At 51.7% G+C, this 16,692-nt stretch carries 14 protein-coding genes; 5 read left to right on the top strand and 9 right to left on the bottom strand.

Annotated features, from left to right (window positions below; genetic code table 11):
- Positions 1–30 precede the first annotated feature (30 nt).
- Complete coding sequence (locus ACI4OH_RS05375; protein WP_435721786.1) at positions 31–1,425, top strand: glycoside-pentoside-hexuronide (GPH):cation symporter; 1,395 nt, start codon at positions 31–33, stop codon at positions 1,423–1,425.
- A gap of 126 nt (positions 1,426–1,551) precedes the next feature.
- On the opposite strand, the gene ACI4OH_RS05370 is transcribed toward ACI4OH_RS05375, so the two are convergent.
- Complete coding sequence (locus tag ACI4OH_RS05370) at positions 1,552–2,733, bottom strand: cation diffusion facilitator family transporter (RefSeq protein ID WP_439784337.1); 1,182 nt, start codon at positions 2,731–2,733, stop codon at positions 1,552–1,554.
- Positions 2,734–2,859: 126 nt separating this feature from the next.
- Positions 2,860–3,345 (bottom strand): pyridoxamine 5'-phosphate oxidase family protein, encoded by a 486-nt coding sequence (locus ACI4OH_RS05365; RefSeq protein ID WP_432647768.1) that lies wholly within the window; start codon positions 3,343–3,345, stop codon positions 2,860–2,862.
- Positions 3,346–3,560: 215 nt separating this feature from the next.
- On the opposite strand from ACI4OH_RS05365, the gene ACI4OH_RS05360 reads away from it, so the two are divergent.
- Genes ACI4OH_RS05360 through ACI4OH_RS05350 form a run of 3 tightly spaced genes read left to right on the top strand, consistent with a single transcriptional unit; the run spans position 3,561 to position 6,856 of the window.
- Entirely contained in the window at positions 3,561–4,559 is a 999-nt protein-coding gene (locus ACI4OH_RS05360; RefSeq protein ID WP_439784336.1) for an ADP-ribosylglycohydrolase family protein, read from the top strand.
- A gap of 38 nt (positions 4,560–4,597) precedes the next feature.
- On the top strand, positions 4,598–5,965 hold the full coding sequence (locus ACI4OH_RS05355) for a purine-cytosine permease family protein (RefSeq protein ID WP_439784335.1): 1,368 nt from the start codon (positions 4,598–4,600) through the stop codon (positions 5,963–5,965).
- Positions 5,966–5,980: 15 nt separating this feature from the next.
- The gene (locus tag ACI4OH_RS05350) at positions 5,981–6,856 is read left to right on the top strand and encodes a PfkB family carbohydrate kinase (RefSeq protein ID WP_435721791.1); all 876 of its coding nucleotides are present in this window, start codon (positions 5,981–5,983) and stop codon (positions 6,854–6,856) included.
- Between the two features lie 91 nt (positions 6,857–6,947).
- On the opposite strand, the gene ACI4OH_RS05345 is transcribed toward ACI4OH_RS05350, so the two are convergent.
- Positions 6,948–7,976, bottom strand: a complete 1,029-nt coding sequence (locus tag ACI4OH_RS05345; protein ID WP_435721792.1) for a zinc-ribbon domain-containing protein — start codon at positions 7,974–7,976, stop codon at positions 6,948–6,950.
- 89 nt (positions 7,977–8,065) lie between these two features.
- Positions 8,066–9,133 carry a hypothetical protein gene (locus tag ACI4OH_RS05340; protein WP_435721793.1) on the bottom strand — a complete coding sequence of 356 codons (1,068 nt, stop codon included), beginning with the start codon at positions 9,131–9,133 and terminating at the stop codon, positions 8,066–8,068.
- Between the two features lie 324 nt (positions 9,134–9,457).
- Between ACI4OH_RS05340 and ACI4OH_RS05335 the strand changes: the two genes are divergently transcribed.
- On the top strand, positions 9,458–10,336 hold the full coding sequence (locus ACI4OH_RS05335; protein WP_435721794.1) for an aldose 1-epimerase family protein: 879 nt from the start codon (positions 9,458–9,460) through the stop codon (positions 10,334–10,336).
- 141 nt (positions 10,337–10,477) lie between these two features.
- On the opposite strand, the gene ACI4OH_RS05330 is transcribed toward ACI4OH_RS05335, so the two are convergent.
- From ACI4OH_RS05330 to ACI4OH_RS05310, 5 genes are all read right to left on the bottom strand, one after another.
- Positions 10,478–11,599 (bottom strand): 5-methyltetrahydropteroyltriglutamate--homocysteine S-methyltransferase, encoded by a 1,122-nt coding sequence (locus tag ACI4OH_RS05330; protein ID WP_435721795.1) that lies wholly within the window; start codon positions 11,597–11,599, stop codon positions 10,478–10,480.
- Positions 11,600–11,788: 189 nt separating this feature from the next.
- Complete coding sequence (locus tag ACI4OH_RS05325) at positions 11,789–13,705, bottom strand: EAL domain-containing protein (protein ID WP_439784334.1); 1,917 nt, start codon at positions 13,703–13,705, stop codon at positions 11,789–11,791.
- A gap of 144 nt (positions 13,706–13,849) precedes the next feature.
- Entirely contained in the window at positions 13,850–15,160 is a 1,311-nt protein-coding gene (locus ACI4OH_RS05320) for a C1 family peptidase (RefSeq protein ID WP_435721797.1), read from the bottom strand.
- An 87-nt stretch (positions 15,161–15,247) separates the two neighbouring features.
- Complete coding sequence (locus ACI4OH_RS05315) at positions 15,248–15,583, bottom strand: 7(1) septoil knot domain-containing protein (RefSeq protein WP_432647740.1); 336 nt, start codon at positions 15,581–15,583, stop codon at positions 15,248–15,250.
- A 340-nt stretch (positions 15,584–15,923) separates the two neighbouring features.
- A complete protein-coding gene (locus ACI4OH_RS05310; RefSeq protein ID WP_435721798.1) occupies positions 15,924–16,493 on the bottom strand; it encodes a DNA-3-methyladenine glycosylase I in 570 nt (189 codons plus the stop codon).
- Positions 16,494–16,692 lie beyond the last annotated feature (199 nt).

Raw genomic sequence — 16,692 nt, 5'->3', positions numbered from 1 at the left:
TACTGGCATAAATTATAGGGGGGATTTTTCATGATGAGTAAATGGCGGATACGCCTTGGCTATGGCATGGGCGACTTAGGCTGCAATCTCGTATTCAGCACGATGGCGTCTTACCTGATGGTTTTTTATACCGATGTATTTGGCATTGCGGCAGCGGCCGCCGGCACGATGATGCTCGTGACGAAATTCATCGATGCCATGACGGATACGATGATGGGCATCATTGTCGACCATACGCATACGCGCTGGGGGCAGGGCCGTCCGTACTTCCTGATCGGCGCGGTGCCGTTCGCGTTCTTCACGTTTCTGACGTTCTACATTCCGGATTTTGATGCGACGGGCAAATTGATCTGGGCTTATGTGACGTACTGCCTGCTCTGCACGGCGTATACGGTCGTCAATATTCCCTTAAATACGATTGTCCCGCGCCTGACTTCGGATGTACATGAACGCGATATCCTCGTTTCAACCCGCATGATCTGCGCCATGATCGGCACGGCCATCGTCATGTCCATTACGGCTCCCCTGGTTGACTTTTTTGGTGCCGGCGATGAGGCACAGGGCTATCTTGTGACCATGACCCTTTACGGCATTGTCGCGATGTTCATTTTCTTCTTCACGTTCTCCAGCACGAAGGAAGTCGTGCCGCCAACGGTCAGCACGGAGCATATGAGCCTGCGTGACAGCTTCAAGGGACTCACGGGACAGGCCTGGATCCTGTTCTTCCTGAACCTCTTCTATTTTTCCCTCTACGTCGTCCGCAATACGACCGTCATTTACTACTTCAAGTACAACCTCGACCGCTCGGACCTTTTGGCTCTTGTCGGTATCCTCGGCATCCTTTCGGGCCTGCCGATGCTTTTGGCCCTGCCGACTCTGGAAAAGCACTTTAAGAAACGCAGCCTGATGTTCCTGAGTGTCGGCCTTTACGTTGTCGGTGACCTTCTGATTTACTTTGGGCAGAGCTCGATTGTCTGCCTGCTCACGGGCCTCGTCATCACGGGCCTTGGTATTTACGGTATTTTCGGCATTACCTTTGCGATTCAGCCGGATGTCATCGACTATTCGGAGTACAAGAAGAGCAAGAGCGTTGCCGGTCTGATTGCAGCCTTCCAGGGCTTCTTCGTCAAAGGCGGCATGGGCCTGACGAGCTTTATCGTCGGCCTGTTCCTCAACATGGGTGGCTATGTCCCGAATGCGGCGCAGAGCGCCTCGGCTCTCTCGGCCATTGAGACCTGCTTCATCTGGATTCCGATTGTACTCTGTGCCATCATCGCCGGTTTGATTTACTTCTACAAACTCGACTACATCCGCAAGGACATGACGGCAGAACTCGACCTGCGCCGCCAGATCATGGCACACAAAGCAGAACATCCGGACCTCGTACAGGCTATCCCTCTGTACGACCCGAAGGCTGTGAAATAAAACCCTTCTATATATAAGAAAGCTCCGAAACGGCTGTGGTCTTATAGGCCATGCTCGTTTCAGAGCTTTCTTTTTATGTAGGCTGATGCATTTTTAAATGAAAAAGTCCAGTACTGGACTTTTTCGTCACCGATTGATGCCGAGCGCGGAGATATCCATGTCGGGATCGATGAGAATATCGTAGTCGGGGTAAGCCTCTTTGACTTCTTTTTCAAGCAGCTCAATCATCTCGGGGATGTTCGTGCCGAACTTCACGACGATATCGAAGCGCATTTCTTTTTTCTTACGGTCTACGTAGAAGCCGTGGACCTGCAGGAGATGGTCGCGGTGCTTCATCATGATTTTGTAGACATCTTTGCGGATCTCGATGGCTTCGGGGTCGTTCGTGTTGTAAGAGTACACGGTAACGCCCATCAGGCGCACGCCGGTTGCGAGGAAAATCCTGTCATGAAGGCGGCGCGTCAGGCGGTCGGCCTGTTCCACGGTCATGGTGTCGGGCAGGTCGATATGGACGGAGGCGTAATTGCGGTCCGGACCGTAGTTGTTGAGCATGAGGTCGTAAGCACCGTGGACTTCCGGCTCCTCGATGATAATGGCGCGTATTTTGCGCACGAGCTCGGGGTCCGGCCGTTCGCCGAGCAGGTCGTTCAGGGTCTTTCTCATCATGTCAATGCCGGCTTTGAGGATAAAGATGGAAATAATCGCGCCGACATACGCTTCGAGGGAAATCCCCGTGCCAATGTAGATAAACGCCGTTACGAGTACGGAAAGGGACAGTAGCGCGTCAAACATGGCATCGGCACCCGACGCTTCTAAGGCATCGGATTCGGCTAAAAAGCCCTGGCGCTTCGCGTAGCGTCCCAATTGAATTTTAACAACGATGGCGACGGTGAGAATCAGCAGGGAAATTGGCGTATAGGTTGCCATCTCCGGCTCGATGATTTTTTTGACCGACTCCCAGAGGGAAGTCAGGCCGGCATAAAAGACGATGGCCGCGATGATCATGGCACTGAAATACTCGTAGCGGCCGTGGCCGAAAGGATGTTTCCAATCCGGCTTGCGGCCCGCGAGTTTCGCGCCGGCCACCGTGATGACCGACGACAGGGCATCCGACAGATTGTTGACGGCATCGAGCAGGATGGCGATGGAATTTGTCGTCAGGCCCACGGCACCCTTGAAACCTGCAAGTAAAATATTGACGGCAATACCGATGGCGCTCGTGCGCACGATGATGCGCCCGCGCGCGATCTGCTCCTGACGTATCTTATGGATATCCTTTATGTTTTGTTCATTTTGTTCCTCTGACAAGAACATCATCTTCTTCCTTGGCAGCCCGCAGGGGGACTGCCTGTTTTTTCATATCCTGACCATTATAGCGCAAATCGTCAAAGGATTACAGTGATTTTAGGGAAGAAGGTGCTGTTTGACAGAAAATCAGTTCTCTGGTTTCGGCTTTTTGCGCTTGCCCGTTACCGACTCGACTTCGAGGCAGTAGACGGCCGTGCGCGGGATGGCAGCCGGATTGAAATAGGCATTCTCGCCCGGATGGTAATGGTCCATCAGGCAGGCGAGTGAAGCCGCTTTTTCTTCCTCGGGGACCATGTGCAGACGGCCTTTGCCGACGACGCTTTCATACGCATAGGTGCAGTAGCCCTTATCGGCGAAATACTGCAGCCTGTGTTTCGTGTCCATCTCAAATGAGGCGCGGCTGTCGCGGGCCATGAGCTCGAGCTTGCGGCCCTCAAGGGCACTGTGGAAGTGGAGAAAAATCTTTCCGTCGCGTTCCTCAACGCCGTAATTTATGGGCAGAATGTAAGGGTAGCCGTCCTCGTCGTTGAGCGCAAGCCGGCAAACCTGCGCTTTTTTCATGACTTCGATAATTTCGGCTCTATCCGTGATTTCGCGGTCGTGTCTTCTCATGGGATTATTCATCCTTTCGTTGCAGCTGTACAGATATTAAACTCGTGATTTAATTCTCCCTTTTACGTGAAATATCCTGCAGGTCTATTGCCAAAATATAATATATGAAGTTTACAATTGACAAGACAATTGCCGTGGGTTGGGCAGGAAATCATCATTTAGACAAGAAAATAATAAGAGAATAAATTTTTTATATTTGAGAAGGAGAGATGCATATGTTGGACCGCATTTTAGGAGCCTTGTACGGCATGGCCCTTGGGGATTCGATGGGCATGCCGTCGGAGCTTCTGAGCCGCCGCAAAATCAAGGAAGTCTTTGGCGAGATCAAGACGTTTGAGAACAGTCCGGAGGCCAATCCCGCGGCCATAGGCCTGAAGAAGGGCGAATTCACAGACGACACGGCACAGGCTTTGATCATCGTGGACTCCCTGATGGAAAACAACTACGTGCCGGACAAGCGCATTATCGCGAAGAATCTGATTAAGTGGGCTGTTGACACGGACGCCTTTGCCAAGAACATCTTAGGGCAGAGCTCCAAGGCCGCCTTACATGCCATTCAGGCTGGGGAGGATCCTGAGCCCTATACAGTCAAAGCCGTGACAAATGGCGCTGCCATGCGCATTGCGCCGATTGGCTGCCTGTTCCCGAGCAATGACCTGCCGGGCCTTGCCAAGTATGTGGCCTGCATCAGCGAAGCCACGCATAAGACGGATGTGACGATTGGCGGTGCCGGCATGGTGGCCGCAGCCGTCAGCGCGGCCTTGGAAGATAAGTCATGGGAAGACATTATGAGCACGGCGGAAAACTGCTATATGTTTGCTTCGAGTTACGGCGCTGAGACGTATCAGGCTTCGCCGAAAGCAAGACTCAAGCTCGCATTGGAGCTGGCCGAGAAATACCGCGATACGCCGAACCGCTTCTCCCTGTCCATTTACGAAATCATCGGCACGACGACGCTGATGAGCGAGGCTGTGCCTGCTGCCCTTGCGATGGCGTATTATTACCGCGAACCGGAGGTCTGCAGTCTGGCCTGCGCAAACCTTGGCGGCGATACGGATACCATCGGAGCCATGGCCGTCGCTGTCTGCGGGGCCAAAGCCGGTGCAAACGGCATTCGCCAAGAACTGAAAGAAGTCCTTGAACGCAGCAATCATGTCGACTTTTCGCATTATGCCGAAAGCCTGCTCGAGCACCGGGGCAAAGTCAGCTGCTGAGACGGACTTGATTCATTCTATATTGAGGAGGAAAACTTATGAGTACGGAAAAAGAAACAACATTTTTACCGCCTTCTGAACGGACGGATAAGCCGCGAAGCCTGTTCTTCCTGTACTGCGCGGCCAACATCGGCATTCTCGGGCTTGTTTACGGCGCCATCATCATCGGCTACAAGCTGAGTTTCATTCAGGCCATTCTCGTCACGGTCATCGGTTCCTTTTCCTTTGGCCTTGTCGGCCTCATGAGTCTGGCCGGACACGATACGGGCACGGTGACGTTTGTCCTGTCAAGGGCCTCGTTTGGCTTTAAGGGCAATCTCATTCCGGCTGTGGCAGCCCTCATCAGCCATGCGGGCTGGCTGTCCATCAACGTCTGTACGGGCGCTTTGACCGTTCTTGCACTTTTTGTCACCTGCGGCCTTGCGACCTCGCCTTTGACCATGGGCATTGCGCTGGCGATTTTCGTGGCATTGATTCTCGTTTCGGTGCTGTTCAGCCATAAGATGCTGATTCGCATGCAGACCATCTGCACATACCTCTTCGGTTTCCTGACTCTCGTTATTTTGTTTATCATCATCCCGAAGACGGACTGGCAGGTCCTCTTTGCCATGCCGAGCGGCGACTGGCTCGGCAATTTTCTGCCGGCACTGGCGTTCGTCGCAGCGGGCACGGGCATTGGCTGGACGAGTTATGCGGCCGACTACAGCTGCCATCAGAATCCGAAAAACACGCGCAGTCAGGTCGGCTGGGCCGTCACGCTTGGCGGTGCAATTCCGCTCATCCTGATGCTCAGCGTCGGCATTCTGCTTTCGACGCAGATGCCGGACCTTGCCCAATCGTCTAATCCGATTGAAGTCATCAAGGGTGCTCTGCCGACAAATCTCGCCATCATTTATTACATCACGGCCATCGGCGGTCTGACGCCGCAGTGCTTCTTAGGCTTGAAATCCTCTAAGCTTGTTCTCAAAGCAGCTCATCTCATTTGGGATGACAAGTGGATTCTCGTATTCCAGACTATCATCGTCACGGTCATTCCGGCTTACATCCTGTTCGTTGCACAGGATTTTCAGGGCACGCTCGAAGGCTTCCTCGGCATCATCGGCAAGCTCCTCGCTGCCTGGTCGTCCGTCTTCCTCGTTGACTATCTGATGCTGCGCTGGAAAAACGGCTATGACAAGACGCTGCTGACAGACCCCATGAAGAACCGCATCAATTATCACGGCGTCATCAGCTGGATTGTCGGCTTCGTCGTCGGCATGCTGTTTTCCAAGACGTTCATCTTTGCAGGGCCGTTTGCCACGGGCATCTTTGCCGGCAACAGCCTGAACGTCCTTTTGACACTGGTCGTCAGCGGCCTCCTGTATTTCATCCTGACCGTCTGTGATAAGAACAGGTCCACGCTTTAAGGGGAGATGGGCTTTATGGTGAAAAATATCCTGATCCTCGGCTCCGCTGTCATCGATGTCATCATCGACATTGAGCGCCTGCCCAAGGCCGGCGAAGATATCACGGGCCTGCAGAAGGGCATGGTAGTTGGCGGCTGCGCCTTTAATGTCTCCAAAATCCTCGATGAACTGCAGGTCTCCCATGACTTATGCGTGCCAGTCGGCAGGGGCCTGTACGCCGATAAAATCCGCAGCACTCTGCAGGCCGGTCATCACGATGTCATGATTGAGGACGCGCGCTGTGACAATGGCTACTGCCTTTCCTTAGTTGAGGCCAACGGGGAGCGCACATTCATCACGATTGACGGCATCGAGACGAAATGGCTTGACAGCTGGCTGGCAAACATCGATGCTGCGGCTTATGACTATATCTATGCCTCGGGCTACGGCTTTCAGGACAGCAACAACAGCGGCGATGTCATCCTGAAATTCCTGCGGCGCAAGCGCCCTGACTGCCGTCTCGTCCTCGACCCTGGGCCGCGCCTCTTAGGCAAGCGCTTTCAAAAAGAACTTCTCGGCATGGGCACCATTCTCGAACTCAACGAGGGGGAGGCAAAGGCCATGACGGACAGGACTGACGTCCGCGAGGCCGCCAAAGAACTGCAGGCCGCGACGAAACAGCCTGTCATCGTGACACTGGGCAAACAGGGAACGCTCTGTGTCAATGAAAACGAGGCTTTTCTCGTGCCGACCAAGCCCGTCAAGGCCATCGACACCATCGGTGCCGGCGACTCGCATACCGCAGGTTTCCTCGCGGCTCTGTCAAATGGCAAATCGCTGCGTGAAGCCTGCGAAGAAGCCAACCGCGTGGCCGCGCTGGTCGTACAGCATGTCGGCTGCTCCTTAAAATAAAAGAATAAAAATGCCCCTGAAAAAGTCCAGTACTGGACTTTTTCAGGGGTTTCTTTTTATTTTGAGCCGTAAAGGAACTATATAGTATTGCTTAGTTCACAATGCGGATAAAGATTTTTGCGGCATTATCCCACGAACCGTAATTCGGCACGACGGTGAAGACGGCTTCGCCAGGAGCATTGGCCGTGATGATTTTTTCGGTGCTGGAGCCCTTGCCGCCGGTTTTGCCGGCCGTGGTGACGCTGACGCAGTTCTTTGGCGTCACGATGCCCATCTTGTCGCGGTTGTTATCCGTCATGAGGCGCAGCACGCCGGCTTCGCCGGAATTGTCACCGGGATAGAGGTGAAGCTTCTGGCCCACGTGCATCTCGATGGAATTCTGCGAGAGGTGCAGCTGAGTCGTCTTGCCGCCGGTGTACGTCACATCGATGGTATCGCTGCTGGCTTTCGCAGTCTGTTTAGCTTTATTGGCATTTTCCTCAGGAATACGGACGCTGATGTACGCGATTTTATTCGTATCCTCGCTGACGGCAAAGCGCAGGATGCCGTTTTTGCCATCGAGGGACTGGAAGGAGTATTCATAGAGCATCTGCCCGTTGTATTCCATTTTATTGTAGGAACTGCCATATGCTTTTACCATGTCATCGTACGAATCGCCCTGATGCAGGCCGCGCTTTGTGGCGACTTTATCGTTGTCGGACACGAGGGAAGTCAGTTTGTTGTTCGTCGAACCGACTTTGAGGCCCTCATAAAAATAATACATGTGATTGTCTTCCTGCTTGGAAGACTCCTCCTGACCAAGGCGTTCGTGCATTTCGTCAAGCGTGAGGTCGAGGTCAAGACCGCCTAACGAGAGGTCCGAGGTCATTTCCGGCGTTTTGGCCGCTGTGTCAGCAGCTGCTGTCTGTTTACTCGGGGCTGACGCCGGTGCCTGCTGGCCAAAATAATTCTTACCGGCCCAGAAGCCGACAGCGCCAATGACGACAAGGCCGGCAATGGCCATGGCAATATATTTTTTCCGTGTCTTCTTTTTATCGGGTTCCAGCTTCTGACCGCATTTCATGCAGAATTTTGCATTGTCGTCCAGCTGGGTACCGCAGTTTGGACAGAACTTCGACATAAAATCCACCTCGTCGTAAAATCAGATAATTTTTTCTAATATACTAGACTTCAACATGAAGTAGAGTTTTCCTGCCTCGGCAAGGCCAGTTACTTCTTGATTTTTCGCTTGAGCTGTGCAAAGTCGCGGTAAAAGCCATTGATGGTGGCGTTTATCGTATCGTCGTGGTCGTCTGACTCGAAGTCGACAAAATCGTGGCGTCCGGCAAAGACGCGCTGAAGTCTCGCGCGGTAGGCGAGAACGTAGCTGTAATTTTTGCCGCCGCGCTTGATGGCCGTATCGCAGTCGGCCATGGCCTTGCGCGTGGAACCCCGGAAGCCCTTGGCAATCGAGCGCACGTAATAAGCCGGCCAATGGTGGCCGTCGAGCCTTAAGGCTTGATCGGCCATGGCTTCCGCGCCGTAGTGGTCGTAAAGCGACTCTTTGTAGAGCGCCCATAACGTATAATAGAAGGGATCTTTCGGGTCGGTATCGATGGCCTTCTGGAGGTCCTGTTCAAAAGAAGCCTGATTCGCCGTGCCCATGAGGTCCAACAGGGCAATACGGCCGTAAATGTCAGCCGGCACGATGCCATTGCGCTGGTCAACGAAATCTTCGAGATTGCTGCGCACGACCGAAATGCTGCTCGGATTTTTCTGCAGTCGTTTGAGTTCGGTCTCGGCTAACAGATTCGCATAGGGGTCATTGCCCGTGTCACGCATCTTCTTGTTGACGGCCTCGCGGTTCTTTTCCTTTTCCTCGGCGAGCTGACTCTGCAGGTTCTGAATCTGGTTGTTGGCATCGATGCGCTTTTGGAAGTCATTGTCGTCGACCGAGGCCTTGATGGCCGCATGGATGACAAGGGTATTGTTGACAAAATCCTGCGTGTATGTGCAGTCCTTGATCTGCATCGTCTGAATGCTGATGACTTCGACCTGATCGTCCGTGAGTTTGAGATTCTTCGTCTTTGAATACGAACGGACATAGACACCGGCTTTTTCCGCAGCATTGCGCATGGCATCTTTGCGCGCGTTTTCCTTGGCCGAGGCAATCGTATCATTTTCGCCCATTTGGTAAACGCCCGTAGCCTCGATGGTCTGTGTCTTCGCCATGGCGGCAGGTGCGGCAAAGAGCAGGCCGCAGCACAGCAGCGATAAAATCTTGGCTTTTTTTGACAAAACAGCACACTTCTTTCTGACATGCTAAATAGTTTGCTTCTATTATATAACATACAACGCCATTAGAACGCGGGTCAATGTACCGGAACTAAAAGAAAGTTTACTTACGATAATTTATTTTTATCGGAAGTAAACTTTACATACATCTCAAATCTCTCTCTAGAAACGCAGCTGAAAAAGTCCAGTACTGGACTTTTTCAGCTGCGTTTCTTTTTTATGCGAAAAATATTTTTGTCTGACGTTTTGGCAGGAATCCATACAGTTTGCCGCGAATCATAAAGCATCGTGATGTAAACTGCCTTACTCAAGGGGGATTTTACTTATATGCTTTATACAATTGAAAACGACAAGCTGTGCGTGCAGGTACGCGACCACGGCGCAGAGCTGCGTTCCATCAAGGAACGCGCGGATGAGACGGAATATCTTTGGAACGGCGATCCAACTTGGTGGAAATACAGCTCGCCGGTGCTTTTCCCGATCATCGGCAAAGTCAGGGATGGAAAATACCGCGTGGACGGCAAGGAATACGAGCTGCCGAGCCATGGCCTTGGCCGTATCTCCGACTTCAAGCTCGTCGAGAAAAAGGCGGACCGCATTGCCTTTTCGCTGCTTTGGAGCGAGGAATCACTCAAAAAATATCCGTGGAAATTTGAGCTGCTTGTCGCCTATGAGCTGCATGATAAGGCCATCAAAGTCATCTGGACCATCCGCAATCACGATGACCACGAAATGATTTACTCCATCGGTGCCCACGGCGCTTACCGCTGCCCGATTGTCCATGGCGAGAGCTTCTCCGACTGCTATCTGGAATTCAATAAAGCGGAAGACGCCCCCAATATGCCGCTCAATGAAAATGGCCAGTTCCTGCGCACCAAAGGCGACAAACCTTTAAAGGGTACGAAACTGCCCCTGAACTTTGACGAGTTCAAAAATGACGTGCTCGCTTATCACAATCTCCATTCCGACAAAGTCACGATTCGCTCGACGAAGAGTACAAAATCCCTTTCCATTATCGCCAAGGATTTCCCGTTCTGGGGCTTCTGGACGCCTGTAAAAGGCGGCGCCCCGTTCCTCTGCATCGAGCCGTGGCACGGCCATGCCGACTACGAAGATTTCGATGGCGATTTCTCCGAGCGTGAGGGCAGCGAACGCCTCGCAGCCGGTGAGGAACAGACCTTCACCTATACGATTGCCATTGGCTGATGCTGCGCATTTGCCAAATTGCTGCTAAATACAAAAAGCACTGCTGAAAAAGTCCAGTACTGGACTTTTTCAGCAGTGCTTTTTTGATGTAAGAGAGATACTTCAGCTGATTTGCCGATATAGCTGATATATTAGTAGATTTTATTTTCCCCAGACGGTTTCCGCGATATCTTTGACGAGCGCGAGTTTGGCCCACTGTTCCTCTTCGGTGAGTTTGTTGCCGATTTCACAGGAAGCAAAGCCGCACTGCGGACTCAGATAGAGTTTTTCCAGCGGCATGTATTTGGCAGCTTCATGGATGCGCGCGATGACGGCGTTTTTATCTTCAAGTTCCGGACGCTTCGTCGTGATCAGGCCGAGCACGACTTTTTTGCCCGGCGTGACTTCCTTGAGGCATTCGAAGCCGCCGGAACGCTCGTCATCGAATTCAAGATAGTAGGCGTTGACATTTTCCTTGGCGAAAACGTACGGAGCGACGCGGTCATACGGGCCGCTGGCTGCATACGTCGAATGATAATTGCCACGGCAGATATGCGTGTTGACGATGAGGTCTGCCGGCAGATCCTGCAGTGCGAGGTTGTTGACGCGCAGATAGCGGTTGGCTTCGCTCTCGACCGTCACGCCCGGTTCGATATGCGTCTGCCAGTAGCCGTCATCAACAATCATGCCCCACGTGCAGTCATCAAGCTGAATGTTGCGGCAGCCGGCAGCGTAAAGCTCGAGGAAAACGGTATGATACGCGTTCGCAAGGTCCTTGATGAGCGCTTCCTCATCTGGATAGAATCTGCGCGTCGTCTCGCCGTTGTCGCCGCGGAAGAGTTCGGCGAGTGTCTGCGCCGGAGCTGGCAGAGTCTGCTTTGCAACGGTATTTTCATCCTCGAACTGCTTGACGAACTTGAAATGCTCGACAAACGGATGCTTGTGACCGCCAATTTTGCCCGTCACAGCGCAGGAGCCATGTGTCGTTTCTTCGCCGTGGAAGTGATAGCCATGGTCGAGCTCGATGTGTTCGATGCCCTCAAGTCCCCACATGAAATCGAGGTGCCAATAGCTGCGGCGGAACTCGCCGTCCGTGATGACGTGATAGCCGGCCTTTTTCTGTTTGGCAACAAGCTCGCGGATGCAGGTATCCTCAACAGCCTTGAGCTCGTCTGCTGAGATTTTCTTTTCAGCGAACTGCTGACGTGCTTTCTTGATCTTGGCCGGACGCAGGAAACTGCCGACGTAATCGAAACGGAATGGCGTAGAAAGATGCTTGCTCATGATAATTTCCTCCTCAAAGTCTATATCCATTGCTTCACGTTTGGTGGTCCGATCGGTTGATGCTTCTACTTTACCGCAAAACGGCTGCGATGAAAAATACAAAAAAATCGTCTTTGGCGATAGATTTCTCCTATGGCTAAAGACGATGCAGCCAAACAAAAAAGTCCAGCACTGGACTTTTTGCTGGACTTATCTAGTCAATATGTTCTTTTTTGCGAGGTACTGCAGGAATTCCGCTGCAGGCATCGGCTTGGCAAAGTAATAGCCCTGCAGCGTATCGCAGCCGAGCCTGCTGAGCTCTTCTACCATCTCTTTTGTCTCGACCCCTTCGGCCGTCACATGTAGGCCGTAGGATTTGAACGCGCCGATGATGGACGGCAGCAGGCGGTTTTTCTTCTGGAAGTATTCGCGGACGAGCGTCATGTCGAGCTTGACATCCTTGAACGGCGAACGCGATACGCGGATGAGATTCGAATAGCCTGTGCCAAAATCATCGAGAGAAAATACGGCACCTTTGGCGATGAGCCGGTCCATATTGCCCTGCAGTTCATCTGGGTAAACAAGTGCCGTTTCCGTTACTTCAAACTTGAAAATATCGAAAGTCAGATGATGACGGACGGTTATGGCATTCAGACGCTCCGACATGAGATTGTCGCGGCACTGGATGGCCGACAAGTTGACATTCAGCCGCCTGAGACCAAGCTTTTTGATATCATGATGCTTGGCAAAGATGCAGACTTTTTCATATACCTGTTCACCGAGCTGCGTAATCGTGCCACTCTGTTCAGCCGTGCGGATAAATACGCTCGGCGGCACGAATCCCAGTACCGGGTCGTTCATGCGCGCGAGTACTTCTGCCCCGATCATGCGCTGTTCCCCGACGCCCCAAAGCGGCTGGAAGTAAATTTCGATACTGTCATCGCGGATGGCGCGGTCGATGGCCTGACGGACCTCCCTCTCATACTCCATCCGCCGGAAGCATTCCGTCCCCATATGTACGACTTCATTCGTCTGTTCCGCTCGCCTGAGAGAAGATGCCGTATAATCCAGCATATGCGGCAGGATGCCGGGCTCCGGCCGACCGCGATATACCGCATAATGCACATTCAGATAGATATTGACATGACTGGCATGCCACGGCAGTTTCATGCGTTCGTTGATTTCGTGGCAGACCTGACGAAAATCGAGGGGCTCTCCCGTAAGAACTAAGAACCGGCCCTCATCCATATAAGCAACATAACAGTCTGGAAATTTCTGCCGCAGAAAATCTGCAATCAGGCGCAGGCCCTTCGTGGTCTGATGGCCGCCATATAGAGTCCTGTTTTCTTCAAAATCATTGACCGCAATGGCCAGCAGCGAAAACGGACCTCCCTGATAAAGCTCCCGCAGACAGACATTGGCTGCATCCGCGTTGAAAAGATTCATCCGGCGGCTGAAGAACAAATCAGGATTCTGGAACGCAAAGAAAATGAGCAGCATCTCAAGCGTGTAAAAGGCGTTCATGACGAGATACGGACTGGAGTGCATGCGCACGATATAGCCAAGGCCAATCAAGAGGCAGGAGCCAATAAGCGATACCAATTCCAGCCTTGTCCACACAGTATGGCGAAGCGAAGCGACGATAAAGCCGGCCGTCAAAATCAGATACAGATAGCCGTTGCCGTAAATCAGCGGGTACAGAGGACCGCTTTTGTAGGCGCCGCTGCCTGCATCGAGCGAGAAAATCCAGCCTGTCCAGTAAGAAGCAAGCACAATGAGTGTGGTCAAAGCCACGGGCAGGAAGGCAATATGATGCGGCAGGCGCAGCCCCGTACATCGCTCACGCACAAGGGCTTCGACAAAAGCAAAATTCAGGAAGGACCGCCATATGAAGCCAAGGAAAAAGACTGCATTGACAAGATACAGCATACCAAGGGAGAATTCCGCATGACGCATATCCATTTCGGAGGATATGACATCAAAGAGCATGGTGATGACATCCGCTGCCAGTAAGCAGCGAAAAGAGAAGTTACGCCGCGTCGCCAGATAGGTCCGGCTGAACGCAAAAATACAGAGCATGGCGAGTACAATGCCCGCCGCCAACGTAAATTCGTAATGATAGGTCATTTTTCCCTCTATTCAGATGTAACAGCAACTCGGAAGAAAAAAGATCATTCATTGGTTCCCCGTCGGGCAAACGCCCGAAATTGAATCCATTATATCATAGAGGGATGCCTCTTTCGAGTGCTGTTTCTCACAGATTTCCCTTTTTTAGTAATCTTCGTCCCATGCGTTGATGAAGACTGGCTCTTTCTCGAGCATGGCCAGCTGCTCCGGGGTAAAGTGCTGTCTGTCGATGACGGCTTCATAGACGAATTCTTTGAAGTATTTTTCGGAGCAGACGAAATAGCCCTTCTCCCCGACTTCCTCGCCCCACGAATTCTCGATTTTCCAGCGGTCCGGCCTTCCGTCAGCGTCAAAGTGGACACCGGTCAGGAGCATCGCGTGGTTGGCCGAACTGCTGTTGTATTCGAGACGTTTGCCCTTGGGCATGGCCGTCGAAAAGCCGCCAAGCAGTGCCTCATATTTGACGCTGTCAGGGTCCCAGACACCTTCCTTGCGCGCGCCGAACGCACCGGCATCACAGGCAAACCAGATGGCCTGACCGGCCTTTAATTGCTTGACACAGAGCTCTTCGAGGGCTTCCTGCGCAAGATTCAGGGCCTTCATATCGCGGCCCGTCATATTCTCAACGGCATGAAACTGAATCGGCGTATCAAGCGGCTTATCCGCCGTCGGCTCGTTGATGACAGCCGTATAGTCACGCAGGGAAATGCCGACGTATTTTTCATAGAATGCTTTTGGCGTCAGGCCGCGTTCCTCATGATAGTTCCCATCTTTATCGCGGTAGGCAAAGTCAAATTCCTGTACCGGTTGGCCAAAGGCGATGCACTGAGCCTTGTAGACTTCGGCCATCATCTCGTGCTTGCGCGCATACGGGTCCTTCCCTGCCTTGACGAGTTCCCGCAGCTCCATGGCATCTTTGCGCAGAAGCTGATTGATTGCTGCAACAAAACGTGCTGTGTGCTCCGACTGATACGTCTCGGGCTGAACCTGTTTCGGCACGACGCCGTATTTTTCGATGATGTCCACGGCTTCCGACCAGTAGCCGCCATCCGTCATGCCGCGCAGGACATACTGCATAAGCTGTCCTTTGATTGGCTCTTCTGCGTGTTCAATGACCATTTCGAGGAAGTTATTGGCCTTTTCAAGCTTGTCATAGAACGACAGATAGTTCTGCGACAGCTCAAAATGCTCAAGATTACACTGCTCCGCAACCTTTTCGCGCAGGATATTGAGAGCCGCAAACAGCCAGCAGCGGCCCGACTTCTGCTGTGCCGTGATGCCGCGCGTCTTTACCTCAACCGAAAAAGCGCCCTTGAGCTTTGCCGCGGCCTCCGGCACATAGGCAAGATCCGCCATATCGGCTTTGGAGAGAGCCGCATGCAGAGTCTGCGCTGCTTCGTCGGCCGCATAATCCTGCTGAAACTGCTGTAATACATTTTCTGTGATATCCTTCATAAAAATCGCCTCGTAAGCTTGTGTGAGTTAAAAAACATTTTCCTGCACATCGCGGGATACTGCAGGGACTTCTCTAGGAGTTTTCCTTCAGTCTACACCGGGCCAGTGTTCGACAAATTGGATCTTGATGTCCGGAAAACTGTTGACATATTGAATCGTGAAATCTTCGCCGTAATCGACGAACTGCCACTCGCCGATGTCATCGGGGAAATGCTCGACGACCTTGACGCGCAGATCCGGAAAACTGTTGACGACCTGCACCTTGATATCCGCATTGTATTCGACGACTTTGACTTTGCCGGCAAGACGGATGCCGTTGTAATAACCATCCTGACTGATTGGGGAAGATGCAGACGCCGGTATGGCCATGACGAAAATCAGCAGCATTGTGAGCATGCCAATGAGATTGATTTTCTTCCACATAAAACACTTCTCCCCTTTCTAAAAAAGTATAATCTTTATGACTTTTGGATGAGATTTTATCGTTTGTCGATTTCTTACAGAATAGTTCGCTATTTCCTATAAATTTTCCTCTTTCCAGCGAAAAAACACTGGTTTTCATTCATAAAAGTATAATCTTAAATGAACATATTCATAAAATGATTTTGTAATATTTATGAATAAAATATCGTAAAAAAATCAGGCATTCAATAAGGTGTACCTTTTTGAATGCCTTCGCTTGATTTTCTTTGAAGTTTTGCTGATGCACTTTAGTCAAGTATGTTTTAGTAAAATATGTTTGACTAAAACAATCAGCAAAAATTTACGATTCCTTCCTATTATATAGAAAGCATTCCGGCAAATGCGCGTTGATGAGTCCGGCAGCCTGCAGATATGACTGGATCGTCGTGGAGCCGACAAATTTCATACCGCGCTTTTTGAGATCCTTCGAAAGGGCATCCGAAATCGATGAAGTCGTGCTGACATGGTCGTAGATGACTTTGCCATCGGTCCACTGCCAAAGATATTTTGAGAAGCTGCCGTACTCCTCGGCAATCTTTCGGAACACGCGGGCATTGCCAATCGCGGCTTCAATCTTGCGGCGATGGCGGATAATGGCAGGATTTGCTGCCAGCTGGTCGACATCTTCCTCGGTAAAATCACAGACCTTGTCCAAGTCGAATCCTGCAAAGGCCTGACGAAAGCCCTCTCGTTTATTTAAGACGCATTCCCACGAAAGCCCTGCCTGAAAGCATTCCAATAAAAGCAGCTCAAAGAGCTTCTTGTCATCGTGAACAGGCACGCCCCATTCCTCATCGTGATAGCGCACATAGCGCTCATTTTTCGGGTTGGCCCAGAAGCAGCGCTCTTTTCCATCCTGCCATACGGTCATATCGCACTCCGCCTTTCTTTTTCTATCATTATATCATTGTACCATTCGGCGGCTTTCGCTGCATACGAAATTTTCGCAGACCGCACAGTTCAGCCGCTTAGCTGCTGGACATTTTGTCTGAAAACTGCTATAATAACATTTGTGATAGATGCATGGCATTCACCATGCGCTTCCAAAACTTTATATAGAGAATGCGGAC

The organism is Mitsuokella apri, assembly GCF_051886055.1.
Lineage (GTDB): Bacteria > Bacillota > Negativicutes > Selenomonadales > Selenomonadaceae > Mitsuokella.
Note: the sequence above shows the minus strand (reverse complement) of the source record. Positions and strands in the feature narration are given on the sequence as shown.

Bases quoted from the DNA above. Each gene is read 5' to 3' on its own strand.
- ACI4OH_RS05375 (WP_435721786.1), top strand. From the start codon at position 31: ATGATGAGTAAATGGCGGATACGCCTTGGCTATGGCATGGGCGACTTA.
- ACI4OH_RS05365 (WP_432647768.1), bottom strand. From the start codon at position 3,345: ATGAGAAGACACGACCGCGAAATCACGGATAGAGCCGAAATTATCGAA.
- ACI4OH_RS05360 (WP_439784336.1), top strand. From the start codon at position 3,561: ATGTTGGACCGCATTTTAGGAGCCTTGTACGGCATGGCCCTTGGGGAT.
- ACI4OH_RS05355 (WP_439784335.1), top strand. From the start codon at position 4,598: ATGAGTACGGAAAAAGAAACAACATTTTTACCGCCTTCTGAACGGACG.
- ACI4OH_RS05350 (WP_435721791.1), top strand. From the start codon at position 5,981: ATGGTGAAAAATATCCTGATCCTCGGCTCCGCTGTCATCGATGTCATC.
- ACI4OH_RS05345 (WP_435721792.1), bottom strand. From the start codon at position 7,976: ATGTCGAAGTTCTGTCCAAACTGCGGTACCCAGCTGGACGACAATGCA.
- ACI4OH_RS05335 (WP_435721794.1), top strand. From the start codon at position 9,458: ATGCTTTATACAATTGAAAACGACAAGCTGTGCGTGCAGGTACGCGAC.
- ACI4OH_RS05330 (WP_435721795.1), bottom strand. From the start codon at position 11,599: ATGAGCAAGCATCTTTCTACGCCATTCCGTTTCGATTACGTCGGCAGT.
- ACI4OH_RS05325 (WP_439784334.1), bottom strand. From the start codon at position 13,705: ATGACCTATCATTACGAATTTACGTTGGCGGCGGGCATTGTACTCGCC.
- ACI4OH_RS05320 (WP_435721797.1), bottom strand. From the start codon at position 15,160: ATGAAGGATATCACAGAAAATGTATTACAGCAGTTTCAGCAGGATTAT.
- ACI4OH_RS05315 (WP_432647740.1), bottom strand. From the start codon at position 15,583: ATGTGGAAGAAAATCAATCTCATTGGCATGCTCACAATGCTGCTGATT.
- ACI4OH_RS05310 (WP_435721798.1), bottom strand. From the start codon at position 16,493: ATGACCGTATGGCAGGATGGAAAAGAGCGCTGCTTCTGGGCCAACCCG.